Source organism: Zobellia nedashkovskayae (assembly GCF_015330125.1).
Classification (GTDB): Bacteria; Bacteroidota; Bacteroidia; order Flavobacteriales; family Flavobacteriaceae; genus Zobellia; species Zobellia nedashkovskayae.
Map to the genome: position 1 here is coordinate 1824040 of NZ_JADDXR010000002.1, position 15536 is coordinate 1839575.

General features: G+C 38.4%; 15 protein-coding genes. 7 read left to right on the plus strand and 8 right to left on the minus strand.

Annotated features, from left to right (window positions below):
• Positions 1-20 precede the first annotated feature (20 nt).
• The gene (locus IWB64_RS07695) at positions 21-1370 is read left to right on the plus strand and encodes a dihydrolipoyl dehydrogenase family protein (RefSeq protein ID WP_194533457.1); all 1350 of its coding nucleotides are present in this window, start codon (positions 21-23) and stop codon (positions 1368-1370) included.
• Between the two features lie 15 nt (positions 1371-1385).
• On the opposite strand, the gene IWB64_RS07700 is transcribed toward IWB64_RS07695, so the two are convergent.
• Entirely contained in the window at positions 1386-2186 is an 801-nt protein-coding gene (locus tag IWB64_RS07700) for a tryptophan-rich sensory protein (protein ID WP_194533458.1), read from the minus strand.
• Positions 2187-2259: 73 nt separating this feature from the next.
• Entirely contained in the window at positions 2260-2925 is a 666-nt protein-coding gene (gene pdeM / locus IWB64_RS07705) for a ligase-associated DNA damage response endonuclease PdeM (RefSeq protein ID WP_194533459.1), read from the minus strand.
• 76 nt (positions 2926-3001) lie between these two features.
• Here pdeM and IWB64_RS07710 point away from each other — a divergent pair, with 76 nt between their 5' ends.
• Complete coding sequence (locus tag IWB64_RS07710; protein WP_194533460.1) at positions 3002-3436, plus strand: lipocalin-like domain-containing protein; 435 nt, start codon at positions 3002-3004, stop codon at positions 3434-3436.
• A 75-nt stretch (positions 3437-3511) separates the two neighbouring features.
• Here the strand turns inward: IWB64_RS07710 and IWB64_RS07715 are convergent, their stop codons facing one another.
• The 3 genes from IWB64_RS07715 to IWB64_RS07725 are packed head-to-tail and all read right to left on the minus strand — an operon-like array spanning position 3512 to position 8683.
• A complete protein-coding gene (locus IWB64_RS07715) occupies positions 3512-5980 on the minus strand; it encodes a ligase-associated DNA damage response DEXH box helicase (protein WP_194533461.1) in 2469 nt (822 codons plus the stop codon).
• A 7-nt stretch (positions 5981-5987) separates the two neighbouring features.
• Positions 5988-7589, minus strand: a complete 1602-nt coding sequence (locus tag IWB64_RS07720; protein ID WP_194535833.1) for an ATP-dependent DNA ligase — start codon at positions 7587-7589, stop codon at positions 5988-5990.
• 59 nt (positions 7590-7648) lie between these two features.
• On the minus strand, positions 7649-8683 hold the full coding sequence (locus IWB64_RS07725; protein WP_194533462.1) for a ligase-associated DNA damage response exonuclease: 1035 nt from the start codon (positions 8681-8683) through the stop codon (positions 7649-7651).
• 148 nt (positions 8684-8831) lie between these two features.
• Here IWB64_RS07725 and IWB64_RS07730 point away from each other — a divergent pair, with 148 nt between their 5' ends.
• Positions 8832-9254 carry a tellurite resistance TerB family protein gene (locus IWB64_RS07730; RefSeq protein ID WP_194533463.1) on the plus strand — a complete coding sequence of 141 codons (423 nt, stop codon included), beginning with the start codon at positions 8832-8834 and terminating at the stop codon, positions 9252-9254.
• Positions 9255-9398: 144 nt separating this feature from the next.
• Here IWB64_RS07730 and fbp read toward each other — a convergent pair whose 3' ends face one another.
• Positions 9399-10409, minus strand: coding sequence for a class 1 fructose-bisphosphatase (gene fbp, locus IWB64_RS07735; protein ID WP_194533464.1), 1011 nt, complete (start codon positions 10407-10409; stop codon positions 9399-9401).
• A 110-nt stretch (positions 10410-10519) separates the two neighbouring features.
• Between fbp and IWB64_RS07740 the strand changes: the two genes are divergently transcribed.
• The 4 genes from IWB64_RS07740 (at position 10520) to IWB64_RS07755 (ending at position 14571) form a co-directional block, all read left to right on the plus strand.
• The gene (locus tag IWB64_RS07740) at positions 10520-10996 is read left to right on the plus strand and encodes a GNAT family N-acetyltransferase (protein WP_194533465.1); all 477 of its coding nucleotides are present in this window, start codon (positions 10520-10522) and stop codon (positions 10994-10996) included.
• A gap of 14 nt (positions 10997-11010) precedes the next feature.
• Complete coding sequence (locus IWB64_RS07745) at positions 11011-11346, plus strand: n-acetylglutamate synthase (RefSeq protein WP_194533466.1); 336 nt, start codon at positions 11011-11013, stop codon at positions 11344-11346.
• Positions 11347-11416: 70 nt separating this feature from the next.
• Positions 11417-12667 (plus strand): aspartate kinase, encoded by a 1251-nt coding sequence (locus tag IWB64_RS07750; protein ID WP_194533467.1) that lies wholly within the window; start codon positions 11417-11419, stop codon positions 12665-12667.
• Between the two features lie 89 nt (positions 12668-12756).
• Complete coding sequence (locus tag IWB64_RS07755) at positions 12757-14571, plus strand: GNAT family N-acyltransferase (RefSeq protein WP_194533468.1); 1815 nt, start codon at positions 12757-12759, stop codon at positions 14569-14571.
• 10 nt (positions 14572-14581) lie between these two features.
• On the opposite strand, the gene IWB64_RS07760 is transcribed toward IWB64_RS07755, so the two are convergent.
• Together IWB64_RS07760 and IWB64_RS07765 are read right to left on the minus strand one after the other, a co-directional pair.
• Positions 14582-15082 (minus strand): GNAT family N-acetyltransferase, encoded by a 501-nt coding sequence (locus IWB64_RS07760; protein ID WP_194533469.1) that lies wholly within the window; start codon positions 15080-15082, stop codon positions 14582-14584.
• Positions 15083-15105: 23 nt separating this feature from the next.
• A complete protein-coding gene (locus tag IWB64_RS07765; protein ID WP_194533470.1) occupies positions 15106-15504 on the minus strand; it encodes a YtxH domain-containing protein in 399 nt (132 codons plus the stop codon).
• Positions 15505-15536: the final 32 nt, after the last annotated feature.

A 15536-nucleotide genomic window follows, 5' to 3' on the forward strand; every position in this document is an offset into this window, starting at 1 on the left:
GATTAAAAATAATATCCAATATGAAAGAGCAAAAATATGATGTATTTGTTATAGGAAGTGGGGTTGCTGGGCAAGCCGTAGCAGAAGCCTGTGTAGAGTCTGGACTTAAAGTTGCTATTGCTGATAAGCGAGAATATGGCGGTACCTGCTCTAATAGGGGGTGTGATCCTAAGAAAATATTGTTGGGTGCAACAGAACTTATAGAGGCAAGTAAAAATCTTGAAGGCAAGGGAATTCAGAATGTTCCTAAACTCAATTGGAAGAAGTTGATGAAATTTAAAGAAAGTTTTACTCGAACTATTCCGAAGTCTACGGAGAAAAAATTAGAGGACTTAGGAATTGACATGTATCATCAATCTCCAAAATTCATAAACGAGAATACCCTTTCCGTAGAAGGGAAGACCATTCAGGCAGATAAAATTGTAATCGCCACAGGATATGAGCCACGCGAATTGAATTTTAAAGGAAGCAAGCATTTAAAAACTAGCGATGATTTTTTAAGTCAGAAAAAGCTGCCCGAAAAAATCACTTTTATTGGAGGTGGTTACGTGGGAATGGAATTTGCACATATTGCTTCTAGAGCAGGAGCTCAAGTAACTATAATAGATTCCGGCAAGAGAATTCTAAAGGCTTTTGATACTGATTTAGCCAAGGAACTGACTACGTATTCGAAAGACTTAGGGATCGAATTTATTTTTAACGCACAAATTACGGGATTAAAGAAAGGGACTAAAAACCTGAAAGTATCCTTTGAGAAAAAAGGGAAGATAGAGACCTTAAAAACAAAAGCTGTTTTTAATACGGCAGGGCGGGTTCCCGCAATTTTAAAATTACAGCTAGAAAAAGGAAATGTAACTTTTAATGAGAATGGAATTGAGACAAATGATTATTTGCAAAGCACGAGTAATGCAAATGTCTATGCCTGTGGTGATGTCTCCGACAAAGGGTTACCGTTAACACCGCTCTCCGGTAAAGAGGGAAATGTAGTGGCTACCAATATTATAGAAGGAAACAAGAAAAAGCTAGAGATTCCAGTTACTCCATCAGTGGTATTTACACTGCCAAACTTAGCGTCAGTAGGGTATTCGGAGGAGGAAGCTAAAAGCAGGTACAAGAGTGTAGTAGTTAATTATGAATCGGCTTCCAATTGGTTTAATGCCAAACGAATTAATGCACCTGTATATGCTTATAAACTTTTACTTAACGAACGTACAAAGACAATTGTAGGAGCGCATTTGGTAGGTCCTGACGCCGGCGAGACGATTAATTTGTTTGCTCTGGCTATAAATCAAGGAATGACCGTTAAACAAATAAAGCAGACCATTTTCACCTATCCATCATGGGCTAACGATATTAAATCTATGGTGTAAAGTAAACCTGTTTACTTAATGATTTTGTAATCGCTCTTTCAGCTTTTGAGCGGGACCGGTTTCTTTGTTTCTAATAGCATGTGTCATTGAAGAAACGAATAGGATTATAGCAGCAACAAGAGCAGAATATGCAACTAATTCATAACTGTCTTTGTGTCTTATAAATATAGCAACAAAGGCCCACGCGGCAACAAGTGCAAACTCACGCATATTACGTTGCCAGGTAATGCTCAGGTTAATAATCGTGGCAACAATTACCATAATAATGGTCCACGTTACTTCAGAGAGTGGTGCGCCTTCCCAACCTAATTTGGTAAGATATGCCGAAACATTAGCAATGGTTGCCACTGCAATCCAGCCGCTATATAAACAAATAGGCCACCATACTAGGCCAATAACCTCAATGGGAGCATCCCATCTTTCCATGTTGGTGTTCAAAATTATTTTTATAAGCGAAAAAAGAATACCCAGCATAATCAATACTGATATTCCAGTGTAATCAAATACAAATGCCAAAACCCAAGCGGCATTTAGAATGTTGGCGATAAAAAACCAATATCCGGTTTGAGAAATAAAGTTGCTTTCTTTTTTACCGAAGAAGGCTCTTTTTACTTGAAAGATAGCATATCCTAGAAGACCTAAGAAAATGATGCCCCAAATAGAAAAAGCATACGGAGCTGGAGTAAAAAGGTTGTCATATTTACGGCTTATTTCACCTATGGTAGTGTCGTTTAGCCGGTACATTTGCGAGATGTAATTGACACCAATAACGAACAGTACAGAAAACAAGTTGAGTAAAGCTAGTCTCTTTTTCATGATTGAAAATTTTTATAAAACTACGGCAAGAATAATCCTTAGATTAGCCTTAACTAATAAAAAATGGACTGGTTTAAAAACGCTTTTTCCGGCGGGATTCTGTAAATTGTACTTGAAAAACTTCATCTTCGGTCAGAGCGTAAACTTCATTATCTGCTTGTGGTTTCAAAACATGAGTTCCCGTAAAGGTTCCAAAAGCAGGCAATATCATCTGATGCTCTGATTTAAAAAAACAAGATAATCGCACAGATTGGCGTCCCATACCTTGCAAACGAACCGCGGGGTGAATATGACCGGAAAAATTGAAAAAACCTTCACGTTCTACAGGGTGATGCGTCAACAAAAAACCGTCTAGCTGTATTTCAGAAACAACCCGTATTCCTAAATTTTCATATTTCAGTGGTGAAATGATATCGTGGTTACCGGCAACCAAGATAATTTCCGAAATAACAGTGCTTAACCATTTTTCAAATAATACCCATTCTTTGTTCAGTGAAGAATGAAATAGGTCTCCCATAAAAACTATTATTTCTGGCTGAAAGAAATGAATAGCCTCATCCATAGTGTCAAAATTCTTTAGTACTGCGGCTTGAGGTACCGCTGCTCCAAATTTGCGAAAGTGAGATATCTTTCCTAGGTGCACGTCACTAATCAGTAGCATTGATTTTTCCTTCCAAAAAAGAACTCCGGACGGATGCATAATAAAATGTTGATGACGTATTTTTAAAGGTTGCACCATGACGGATAAAGATAATAAATCAAGAAATGAATCGTTTTGTTAAAAATCATAATAAAAAACCCAAATTTTTGATCTTATGAAAAAAGTATTTATTTTATTTAGTGCGCTAACCCTTGGTTTCTTTACATCTTGTAGTGATGATGATAGTGAAGATAGTCCAGAAAATTCTTTAATGGGCTCTTGGCAACTTACGGCTGAGTTTGATAATGATGTGGCTTATGAGCTTGATAATTGTGATTTAGAAGAAACACTTGTTTTTAAATCTGATGGAATCTATGATTTTATAGATTACGATCCAGTTGAAGGAAATGAAAACGAATGTGCCATAGATGAAGATGGTTTAGAGTCAGGCGAATGGTCACTACCTTCTTCTGGTAAAATATTGATTGTTACCGATAGTGATGAGACTGTACTTGAATATTCAATTTCAGGAAATGAACTTACTATTACATCTATAGACGAATATGAAGGAGAAACGGATGTTTACAAATATGTTTACACTAAGAAATAGTCTGTAAAATTAGGCTTAGCTCAATTACCTAGATATTTGAAACCTGTTAGAACTTTTATGTTTTAGCAGGTTTTTTTATTTCTTCATCAATAGTGCTGACATACGCTTGATGCGGTCAGCTAATTTTTCACTAGATAGTTTCTCGCGACTCATGCGGTCAGTAATTAATGGAAAAGCAAATGGAGTTGCTTTTTCGCATGATTTCCATACGATTTCTTGCTCGGCAATACGTTCTAAGGAAAGTCGCAAACGTCCTTCTTCTAGTTGATGTTGAAAGGTTTCGGTAAAGGCTTGTTGAAAGAGTAAGTTTTCAGGTTCATAATCCCTGAAAACTTCAAAAAGTAATTGGGAGTTGCTTTGCAAATGTTTCATTTTAACGCCCTTGTTTGGATAGCCTGTAAATACCATACCACTGATAATAGCAATATCTCGAAATTTGCGACGTGCCATTTCTGTGGCGTTTAGGCTTTTTTGTAAATCGTCTAGTAAATACTCGGCTGTAAATAAATCATTGTCTAGGACTTGTTGAATATCTATCTGTTGGTCAGAAAGCAACTCAAAACCATAGTCGTTAAATGCCAATGAAAAAGTGATAGGAGATAGCAAACTGATGCGGTATCCTAAAAGACTGCCCATAGCCTCGTGAACAAAACGCCCTTCAAAAGGATAGAATACATGATGGTACCCTTCCCGTGTTTTAAAGGTTTCAATCAGGAATTCATTTGGGTTGGGAACAATACTTTCACGCCTTTGACGCTCGAATATATGGGCTAGAGAACGTATTTCTACCGATTGGTATTTTCTGTCTTCACTGGAGGTATACAGTTCTTCTCGCAATAATTTGGACATCTGGGCCGATAGGGTCATACGACTTCCGGACCAGCTAGAAATTTTATTGGTCTTTTTGGTTGAGTTTCGAACGTGTACCTGCATGTCCTTTATTCTAATGAATTCAAGGTTTCTTCCCGCAAACGTAAAAACATCGCCTCTATTTAATTTCGAAATAAAGAACTCTTCTATAGAGCCAATATATCCTCCCTTTTGATAACGGACGGTAAGGTTTACATCACCTACAATGGTGCCAATCTGAAAACGGTGCCGCATGGCAACGCCACGGTTGTTTACTTTAAATTTTCCGTCTTCTTCGACTTCTACTTTTTTGTATTCATCGTATGATTGTAGACTCTGACTGCCCATAACTAAAAAGTTGAGTAACCATTGCCATTGGTCTAAGGTCAAAGTTTGATAACAGAACGTCTGACTAACTTCTTTATATATTTCATCTGGATAGAATCCATCTGAAATAGCCAACGATGTAAGATATTGCAGGAGTACATCGTAGCAATTAAGGTAGGGCATGCGGTCTTCTACGGCATTGTGTTTAACTGCTTGCTGTAATGCGGAGGCCTCAATAAGCTCAATGGCGTGGGTGGGTAAAAAATAAATTACGCTTTCTTCGCCTGGCCTATGTCCACTGCGGCCCGCACGCTGTAAAAAGCGAGCCACTCCTTTGGGTCCGCCAATCTGGACTACGGTTTCAACTGGGGCAAAATCTACTCCTAAATCCAAACTAGAGGTGCAAACTACTGCTTTTAATTCTTCGTTTCTAATAGCATTTTCAACCCAATTGCGGGTGTCTTTATTGATGCTACCGTGGTGCATGGCAATATCACCTGCATATTCGGGATGTTTTTCAAGAATTTTCTGGAACCATATTTCACATTGGCTACGCGTATTTGTAAATAGTAGGGTAGTTCTGCTGTTGTTGATTATAGGAACAACATCTTCCAGCAAATGCAAACCCAAATGGCCACGCCAAGGAAAGGTTTCCATCTTTTTTGGAATGATACTTTTGACCGTAATTTTCTTTCTAATATTCGCCCGTATCATTACGGAATTTTCCAAGGCGTCTGTGTCGGGACCGAGGAGTACATGCCGTGCTTGCTCCAAGTTACCTATAGTAGCAGAAATTCCCCAAATACGAAGGTCTTTTGAAATGGTTTTAAGTCGGGATAAGGCCAGTTCCATTTGAACTCCTCGTTTGGTGCCCAACAGCTCGTGCCACTCGTCAACTACAATAGCAGAACAATCTTTAAAGATTTTATCATAGCCTTTTGTGGCCAATAAGAGTTGCAGGCTTTCTGGCGTGGTAATCAGCAAATCGGGCATTTGCTTTTTTTGTCCCGCCCGTTCTTTTGTGGTCGTATCACCTGTACGGATACCAACGGTCATTTGCGTTTCTAGATCGGCAGTAACTCTTTCTGCGGATTGTCTAATTTCTTGGGAAAGGGCCCGTAACGGGGTAATCCATATCGCTTTTAATCCTTTTTTGTGCTTGGCCTTGTACTGGGGATTGTTTTTGATGTAGTTCAAAACAATAGGAAACCAAAGAGCATAGGTCTTACCACTGCCTGTTGGAGCGTTCAATAGTCCGTTTTTACCTTGAAGAAATGCTTTCCAAGTGTCTTTTTGAAACTTGAAGGGCTTCCAGTTCTGTTGGTCGAACCAATTTTGGGCAATATGGTAAAGTTCTTCTCTATTCATTTATGGGTTAAGGAATCATCAACTTTAAATCCTCTAAGGAATTGGCTTCGTGAATAGTTTTATCTTTTCTCCATCTCAATATTCTTGGAAACCTCGTGGCAACCCCACTTTTATGGCGCTTTGATAAGGCTATGCCTTCAAAGGCAATTTCAAATACATGATGTGGAGTAACCGAGCGCACCGGTCCAAAACGTTCTAACGTGTTTTTCTTGATCCAAGCATCTACCTTTCTAAACTCGGCATCGGTAAGGCCGGAATAGGCTTTGGCAAAAGTAACCAGTTCTTTTTCACCTTCATCGTTGGTGTTCCAAAGTGCAAAGGTATAATCTGTAAACAAATTACTGCGTCTACCATGACCTCGCATAGCGTAAGTGAGTACGGCATCAATAGTTAATGGGTCTACTTTCCATTTCCACCAATCGCCTTTTTTTCGACCTACTAAATAAGGAGAATCTTTGTGTTTTAACATGAGTCCTTCGCTGAACATTTCACGGGAACGCTCCCTTTCTATGGCTGCCTCTTCCCAAGAATTAAAGTGCATGGTTTCTGAAAGGTGAAAAGGTAAGTCAGTATGGTTTATCTCCTTGAATAATTTTTCTAAGATAGTCCTACGTTCGGTAAAAGGTTTGTTTCTAATATCCTTTCCTTCCCATTCCAAAATATCATACGCCTTTAAAATAACGGGGACTTTCTTTAGTAAAGCCTTTGAAACCGTTTTGCGACCTATGCGTGTCTGTAAATCATTAAAGGTGCCTATCTGCCCATCTATATAAGGTAATATTTCTCCGTCAATGACAGTACCTTTCGGTATTTTATTTATGAAAGTCCCAAATTCTGGGTATTTATCGGTTACGAGCTCCTCGCCACGGCTCCAGACAAACAGCTCATTATTTCTAAGAATAACCTGCGAACGGATACCGTCCCACTTATGTTCTGCTGACCAATGAGAAACATCACCTAAATCCTCTGGCTCACCTTCAATTGCGTAAGCCAAGTAAAAGGGATAAGGTTTAGAAAGGTAATCGCTCTCGTTCTCTTCTAAAATAAGTTCTTGAAATGTGATTTTGTTTGGGTCCCAGTTTCCCATAAGTTTATAGGCCAAAATATCCTCATCTATTTCCGTCGCCTTGGCTAAGGCTCTTGTCATTAGTTTTTGACTAACACCAATACGAAAACCTCCGGTAATCAACTTGGTAAAAACGAAGCGTTCGTAATAATCGAGTACTTTCCAGTTTTCAAAGAGGTAGGTTTTTTTGTCGACGTCGGATTTCTTCTTCAACGCAATCATCTCCTCTAGAAATTGGGTCAATGTTTTTTCTGTGGATGTTTTGCTCGAAGGAACAATCAGGGCAATGGTTTCCGCCAAATCGCCCACAATGTGATAGCTCTCTTCAAACAGCCAAAGGGGAATATTCGCCAATTCCGAGGCCCATTCGCGTAATAGGGTTGTGTTTACTGGTCTTGGCGGTCTGCGATGAGATAGAATAGCAATGGTCCATACCTTATCCGTATCATTAGCAACCAGAAAATAATCTGCTAAAGCCTGAACCTTTATATTAGTTTTATTGGTGCTGTCCAGTGTTTTTATTAGTGCAGCGAATCCTCTCATGCCCAATTCATTTGATGCAATGGAGGTTGGGACATCCGTTTCTGATGTTGTTTGTGGTTTCATGATGTTTGCTTTTCTAGGGTTGCTGTTTCATCAGTAGCCGTGTTGTCCTCTTCGTCTCCATACTGAGTTTCTTCCGTACGAGCGTCATAACCTTGTTCGCGCAGGTATCGGGAAAATATTTCGGTATAACCGTGGGTGCAGATAATTTTTTCCGCTCCGGTGGCTTCAATACTGGATAAAAGCCCTTGCCAGTCACAGTGATCGCTCAAAACAAAACCTTTATCAATTGCCCGACGCCGGCGCGCACCCCGAAAGGTCATCCAACCACTGGCTGAAGCTGTTACGTATGGAACCATTTTACGAATCCACGTACTGCCATGAGCACTGGGTGGAGCAAGAACAATGTTACCCAGTAGTTCTTCCTTTTTGGTTTCCCTGGTAATCAAGGTCGTTTCTGGAAAATCAACCAATGGGCGCAATACTTGGGTCATGTTTTCAATGGCGCCATGGGTATATATTTTGCCAATATCGGGGTCTAGATATTTTAGGAGACGCTGCGCCTTCCCCAGACTGTACCCGAATAAAATTGAAGTTTTGCCTTCAGATTTGTTCTCTTCCCACCATTGGTTGATATTCTCGAAAACCTCTTGTTGAGGTATCCATTTAAAAGCAGGAAGTCCAAAGGTACATTCCGTTATGAAAGTATGGCATTTAATAGGCTTGTATGGCGTAGAAATACCATCGTGTTCAGTTTTGTAATCTCCTGTAAACACCCATATTTCTCCTTTATGTTCTACGCGAATTTGGGAAGATCCAATGATATGTCCCGCCGGATATAAGGTGAATTTCACATTATTGACTAGGAAAGTTTCTCCCCATTCTTTTCCCATCACATTAATTTCGCCCAAACGGTGACTAATTATAGGTACATTTCTATGATGCGTAATATATTGTTTATGTCCCCATCTACTATGATCTGCATGACCGTGAGATATTATGGCCTTATCTACAGGTTTCCAAGGGTCTAGATAAACCTTGGCAGCACTGCAGTAAATACCTTTATCAGTGAATTCGAGAAGTGGATTTTTCATGTTCTTTGAAAGTTACATAATATTCTAAAATGTCATGGATTATTATCTAGATACCGATAGTACCTAATAACGGGTCCAAAATAATCATTCAGTAAGAGGAGAATGACCTCTAAAAAAATTATATTTGCTGCCAATAAAATTGATATTTATGGCAATCGCAGATTTATATAGTAGTGGTGAGCACAGAAGAAACCTTGCTCATTTTGCAGCTATTGCAACTTTGGCTAGTGTAGATGGTGAAATAAGCTCAGAAGAAAAAAGTATGTTGGACCGCTTTGCGGCTAAGTTTGATATTACAGAAGCTGAGTATATAGAGGTGTTAAAAAAGGAGAACAAATATCCCATTGACCCTCCACATACATCAGAAAACAGACTTGAGCGTGTTTATGACCTTTTTCGTATTATTTTTTCTGACCATCATATTGACAATGAAGAAATGGTGTTATTGAAGAAATATGCAATTGGTTTGGGTTTTTCAGGAGACCAAGCCGATAAGGTAATTGAGAAATCCGTGGCTATTTTTAGTGGCCGAATAGATTTTGATGATTACGTGTATCTTTTGAAACACTAAGGAAACATAATAAAGCCCCGGAAAAATTTAAATTTTTCCGGGGCTTTTTTTTTTGTCTTAAACTGGCCATAAATTCTTTGGTCTTCTCAACCATTGGACAACGACTGTATAAGAAAGGAATTAATTCTCCTCATAGGTAAGTTCTCAATGGTATTTCTCTAAAAATTCTTGAAGTTTATTTACCATGTTTTTGCTTCCACAAAAGAAAGGTACACGTTGGTGCAACTCGGTAGGCTTAATATCCATGATACGTGTCCTGCCACCAGTTGCCAGTCCGTTTGCCTGTTCCGCTAAAAATGCCATTGGATTACATTCGTACAATAAACGTAGTTTACCTTCTTGGGTCACACTACTTTTAGGATACATATAGATACCACCTTTTATCATGTTTCTATGAAAATCAGAAACTAAAGAACCAATATACCTTGATGTGTATGGTCTGTCTCCTACTTCTTCTTGGCAGTACTTTATGTAGTCTTTTACCCCTTGGTGAAAATGTCTGTATTTCCCCTCATTTACAGAATAAATAGTTCCGTCTTCTGGGAACTGCATATTGGGATGTGATAAATAGAAAGTACCAATTGCAGGGTTTAAAGTAAATCCGTTTACGCCGTCACCAGTTGTATAAACAAGCATAGTAGATGTTCCGTAAACAACATATCCGGCAGCTACTTGTTGGTTGCCAGGTTGCAGAAAATCTTCCAAAGTTACAGGTGTTCCCACTGGAGTAACTCTTCTGTAAATTGAAAAAATGGTCCCGACAGAAACATTAACATCCACATTGGATGAACCGTCTAGTGGGTCAATAAGTACCACATATTTGTTCTGGTGGCGCTCGTCATTACTGTTTATAGTTATAAAATCATCTTCTTCCTCGGAAGCTATTCCACAAACAATTTCTCTGTTAGCAAGCGTATTGATGAATTTCTCATTGGCGAATACATCTAATTTTTGTTGGTCTTCACCTTGAATGTTGGTTTCCCCAGCTTTACCAAGGATATCTACCAAACCAGCTTTGTTAACTTCGTGGTTAACCACTTTTGCCGCTAGACGAATAGCATTAATTAATTTAGAAAGCTCTCCGGAGGAATACTGAAACGAATCTTGGTTTTCGATAATAAATTCTCCGAGGGTCTGGTTTTTTTTGTGCTGCATGGATAGACTGTTTATTTGACCACAAATATCGGCTATTTTGTGAAACTATGGTTCAATGGTTTATATTTGAGCTTTTAAATTTATAACTTTGTGTTTTATTTGTAACAATTATGGATTATTCAATTCGAGAGGCAAAAGAGAGTGATATGCCGCAAGTCCTTACACTTGTTAAGGAGCTGGCTATTTTTGAAAAAGAATCTAACGCAGTAGAAGTTACGGTAGACGATTTGAAAAATGATGGTTTTGGTGAAAAAAAACTTTTTCACTGCTTTGTTGGTGAAAATGAGGGAGCTATCGTTGGTATGGCATTAGTGTACCCAAGATATTCTACTTGGAAAGGACCCGTTATTCACTTGGAAGACTTAATAGTGACGGAGAAAATGCGTGGAAGCGGACTTGGAAGTGCGCTTTTAAAAGAAGTTGTAAAATACGGAAATGATCTTGGCGTAAAACGAATCTGTTGGGAAGTATTGGATTGGAACGAACCTGCAATTACATTTTACGAGAAAAAAGGAGCAAATGTAATGAGAGACTGGGATGTAGTGCAGCTAGATGAAAAAGGAATTAAATCATTTTTAGACCTTTAATAAGAGCTATTTTAATGAATTACGATGGTAAAAAATTTCGGCCCTTACAGAATTCCAATAATGGGGAGACTACCCAGGACACTATCTTTCATTACCAGCAAAAAGGAAATATACTTACTTCTGAATACGCGGGTGGCAAAATAGTAAAGGGACACCTTATTGGATTAGTAGGGGATGATGGTAATATAGAAATGCGCTATCATCAAGTTAATACAGATGGTGAGCTAATGACCGGTTTTTGTTCGTCAAAACCAGAGATTACCAAAGACGGAAAAATAAGATTACACGAAAGCTGGCAGTGGACTTCTGGAGACAGGTCTCAGGGCAATTCTATTCTAGAAGAGCTTTAGCCGTTTTTTAACATAAAGAATAAAAATATACTTTTCCGTTAAGCGGAAATCAGAATAAAGATTTAAAAATATGCGAGTATTTAAGTTTGGTGGCGCATCCGTAAAAGATGCTGATGGAGTAAAAAACGTAGTTAATGTATTAAAGCAAACAGGCCATGACAATACTATAGTTATCGTATCTGCAATGGGTAAGACCACAAATGCTATGGAAGCTACGGTCAATGCTTATTTTAGTGATAAATCTGCTTTGAAGGCTGCGTTTCAAGAAACCATAGCGTATCATGATGCAATACTTCGAGACCTTTTTCCAAATACGAATCATGAAGTTTTTGGTCAGGTAAAAGGTCTTTTTGAGGAGGTACAGGGGTTTTTGGCATGGAACAAATCGCCTAACTACAACTTTGTTTATGATCAGGTTGTGGGTTACGGAGAGTTGGTGTCTACAACCATATTAAATGCTTATTTGAACGAAGTAGGCATCAATAGTAATTGGGTGGATATTCGGGATTTTATTAAAACCAATGATATTTACCGTGATGTTTCTGTTAATTGGGAGAAGACCCAAGAACGGATATCTAAAGGTATAGATAAAACTAAATTGAATATAACCCAAGGTTTTTTGGGTAGTGACGATAACAATTTTACAACTACATTGGGTAGGGAAGGATCAGATTATACAGCGGCCATTTTGGCGTATTGCTTGAATGCAGATTCGGTTACCATATGGAAAGATGTACCAGGTGTTTTAAATGCCGATCCACGTTATTTTACGGAAACGCAATTACTCAACAATATATCGTATCGAGAGGCAATTGAACTTGCTTTCTATGGAGCTTCGGTAATTCATCCAAAGACCTTACAGCCTTTACAACAAAAGGAAATTCCACTTCACGTAAAATCATTTATTAATCCAAAAGGTCCAGGTACCACGGTTGGTAAAGGAGTAGGTATAGAGCCAAAAGTGCCTTGTTTTATAGTGAAGAAAGACCAAGTATTGATGAAATTGTCCTCATTGGATTTTTCGTTTATTGTAGAAGACAGCATCAGTGAGCTTTTTAAATTATTCCATGACCATAAGATGAAAGTTGGCCTGATTCAGAATTCGGCAATTAGTTTTTCGGTCTGTGTTGATAATCGTTTTGGTCGTTTAGACGATCTTTTAAATCTTCTAAAAAGTAGGTTCAAAGTTGTTCATCATGAAGGTGTATCTCTTTATACTATTAGACATTTTGATGAAAAGGCAATTGATTCTTTGCAAAACGGACATGAAGTTCTTTTAGAACAGAGAGGTAAAGAGACCTTACAGTTGGTCGTAAAGTAATCTTCCCATTGTAGGTCTAAATTTGTTAAAAAGGGTTTCTCCTCTTACGTTTTTCCTATCTTAGCGGTCACCTAATTGATAAATGAACTATGGGTTTAGTGACCGCTAAAGAAGTGGCCAAAGCTACCAAACTAGATAAATACGGAGTTTTTGGTACGTTTACGGCTTGGATATTGCTTAGGGTCACGAAGATTTCTAACATGAACAAGCGGTACGATAAGATGAGCCATCTAAATGGCCCAGATTTCTTGGATGCAGTTCTTGAAGAGTATGAGATTGATTACGAAATACCCGAAGAAGATTTAAAACGCTTACCTAAAGAAGGGCCATATATCACAGTTAGTAATCACCCATTAGGTGGTATGGACGGTATTGTTTTGTTGAAGTTAATGCTTCGCCATAGACCGGATTATAAGGTAATGGCTAATTTTCTTTTACAGCGCTTTAAGCCTTTGGCCCAATACATATTTCCGGTAAATCCTTTTGAAGACCGTAAGGAGGCTAAAAGTAGTATAGCGGGTTTTAAGAATGCTATGTTACATTTAAAAGAAGGCCACCCTATTGGTATTTTTCCTGCAGGTGAAGTTTCTACGCAAAAGGAAGGCAAAATAGCCGTAGATAAACCTTGGGAAGAAACGGCTATTAAACTTATTAGAAAGGCAGAAGTACCCGTTGTTCCCATATATTTTCATGCCAAAAATAGCAAGTTGTTTTATCGCCTTGCAAAAATTAGCGGAGTTTTTAGAACGGCAAAGTTACCATCTGAAGTGTATTCTCAGAGAAATAGACCTATTAAGATACGGATTGGGCAACCTATTTCTTTGGCAACTCAGAATGAGCAAAAGACCTTAGAAGAGTATACGGAGCTACTGCGTAAAAAAACTTACATACTGGCCAATGCCTACGAAAAAGAAAGGTTAATAGATCAAATACCTACTTCTCTAAAACTGCCCAAACAACCACGGAAAATAGTAAAACCTGTAAAGGGAGAGGTGATTGAAGCAGAAATAGAAAAACTTGTTGAAAATGACAGGCGACTCCTGCAGAGCAAGAATTACGAGGTGTTTTTGGCACCTGCAGATGAAATCCCTTTTACCCTTCAAGAAATTGGACGGCAACGCGAGATTACATTTCGTGAAATAGGGGAGGGTACCAATAACTCCATAGATATTGATAAATTCGACTCGTATTATCACCATATGTTTTTGTGGGATAATGATTCCAAGGTCATTGCCGGGGCATATCGCATGGGTCTTGGGTCGGAGATTTTTGCCAAATATGGCATAGATGGTTTCTATCTTCAAGATTTATTTCGTTTTGAGCCCGAACTTTTTGGGATGATGAGCCAATCTATTGAAATGGGTAGGGCCTATATCGTAAAGGAATATCAGTTAAAACCAATGCCTTTGTTTCTACTTTGGAAGGGTATTGTACATACTACGTTAAGGCATCCAGAGCACAAATATCTGATAGGGGGAGTAAGCATCAGTAACCAATTTTCTAACTTCTCAAAATCTTTGATGATCGAGTTTATGAAAAGTAATTATTGGGATCCTTATGTGGCTCAGTACATAAGGCCTAAAAAAGAATTTAAGGTGAAGTTGAAGGATGCCGATAAGGAATTTATTTTTGATGAAACTCAGGCAGATTTAAACAAATTTGATAAATTGATTGATGAGGTTGAACCGGGAAATCTTAGGTTACCCGTCCTGATTAAAAAGTATATTAAACAAAATGCGAAAGTAGTCGCATTCAATGTAGATCCTTTGTTCAATAATGCAATAGACGGGTTAATGTACATTAAGATTGCAGATTTGCCGCAAAGTACAGTAAAGCCTGTAATGGAAGAGTTTCAGGCAGAATTGGAGCGCAAATTTATGGAGTCCCAAGAAAATGTGGAATAACACTCTTAAGTTAAATGGCACCGACTATTTTACTTCTTCTTTCAAATAATAAGTTGTCTTTCCAAATACCATCTCTTTGGGCAATTCGTTCGCGTTTTCCTATATATCGGAACCCCATTTTTTCGTGAAGTCTAATGCTGCCTTTATTTTCTGGAAATATACCTGACTGCAATGTCCAAAAGCCGTTTTCTTCACTTTCCGAAATTAGCGCTTGCATCAATTTAGAACCAACGCCTTTTCCTTGTGCATCTTGTAAAATGTAGATGCTTACTTCTGCTACACCACAATAAACAGCCCTTTTAGAGACAGGTGAAAGTGCTGCCCAGCCCATACATTTGTCGCCTAAAAAAGCAACTAGTCTGCAATGTTCAAGATGATTGGCGGACCAAGCTTCGTAAGTTGGCGTTTGCTGTTCAAAAGTAGCATAACCCGTGGACATCCCTTCAGCGTATATTTTAGAAACGGATGGCCAATCTTCAGGTAACATGGCTTTTAGTTCTATTTCAATCATTTTCTGAGGGCACAGGGTTTGTTTTATAGACTTTTAAACCAATCCTGAAAATATTCACCTACTACGATTGTAAGATCCATTTTATTACTGGCTGCATTTATCAGGCTCATAATAATCAATACAATTCCTATTACAGCTGCAAAACAACCCACAATAGGTATGATACCCAAAACAAAGGTCAGTAACCAAATTCCAAGGGTTTGACGTATGTAGAAGCTCCCAAACTCAGTTCTGTTCTGAGAGTTCATTATAAGTGCTACAACCCACCCTATAATGGTAAGGTGAGCTATAATGGCTACAATTTTACCATTATCAGGACTATTGGGGTCAAAAGTTTTCTTTACTTCTTCTTGAAATTCATTGGCTGCTTTCTTGGCATCATCTGCAAAGTCTTTTCCAAAATCTTTATTACCGTCTGCCATCGTATTAGTTTTGTTGGTTATTATATTTTAAA

Bases quoted from the DNA above. Each gene is read 5' to 3' on its own strand.
- IWB64_RS07695 (WP_194533457.1), top strand. From the start codon at position 21: ATGAAAGAGCAAAAATATGATGTATTTGTTATAGGAAGTGGGGTTGCT.
- IWB64_RS07700 (WP_194533458.1), bottom strand. From the start codon at position 2,186: ATGAAAAAGAGACTAGCTTTACTCAACTTGTTTTCTGTACTGTTCGTT.
- pdeM (WP_194533459.1), bottom strand. From the start codon at position 2,925: ATGGTGCAACCTTTAAAAATACGTCATCAACATTTTATTATGCATCCG.
- IWB64_RS07710 (WP_194533460.1), top strand. From the start codon at position 3,002: ATGAAAAAAGTATTTATTTTATTTAGTGCGCTAACCCTTGGTTTCTTT.
- IWB64_RS07715 (WP_194533461.1), bottom strand. From the start codon at position 5,980: ATGAATAGAGAAGAACTTTACCATATTGCCCAAAATTGGTTCGACCAA.
- IWB64_RS07720 (WP_194535833.1), bottom strand. From the start codon at position 7,589: ATGAGAGGATTCGCTGCACTAATAAAAACACTGGACAGCACCAATAAA.
- IWB64_RS07725 (WP_194533462.1), bottom strand. From the start codon at position 8,683: ATGAAAAATCCACTTCTCGAATTCACTGATAAAGGTATTTACTGCAGT.
- IWB64_RS07730 (WP_194533463.1), top strand. From the start codon at position 8,832: ATGGCAATCGCAGATTTATATAGTAGTGGTGAGCACAGAAGAAACCTT.
- fbp (WP_194533464.1), bottom strand. From the start codon at position 10,409: ATGCAGCACAAAAAAAACCAGACCCTCGGAGAATTTATTATCGAAAAC.
- IWB64_RS07740 (WP_194533465.1), top strand. From the start codon at position 10,520: ATGGATTATTCAATTCGAGAGGCAAAAGAGAGTGATATGCCGCAAGTC.
- IWB64_RS07745 (WP_194533466.1), top strand. From the start codon at position 11,011: ATGAATTACGATGGTAAAAAATTTCGGCCCTTACAGAATTCCAATAAT.
- IWB64_RS07750 (WP_194533467.1), top strand. From the start codon at position 11,417: ATGCGAGTATTTAAGTTTGGTGGCGCATCCGTAAAAGATGCTGATGGA.
- IWB64_RS07755 (WP_194533468.1), top strand. From the start codon at position 12,757: ATGGGTTTAGTGACCGCTAAAGAAGTGGCCAAAGCTACCAAACTAGAT.
- IWB64_RS07760 (WP_194533469.1), bottom strand. From the start codon at position 15,082: ATGATTGAAATAGAACTAAAAGCCATGTTACCTGAAGATTGGCCATCC.
- IWB64_RS07765 (WP_194533470.1), bottom strand. From the start codon at position 15,504: ATGGCAGACGGTAATAAAGATTTTGGAAAAGACTTTGCAGATGATGCC.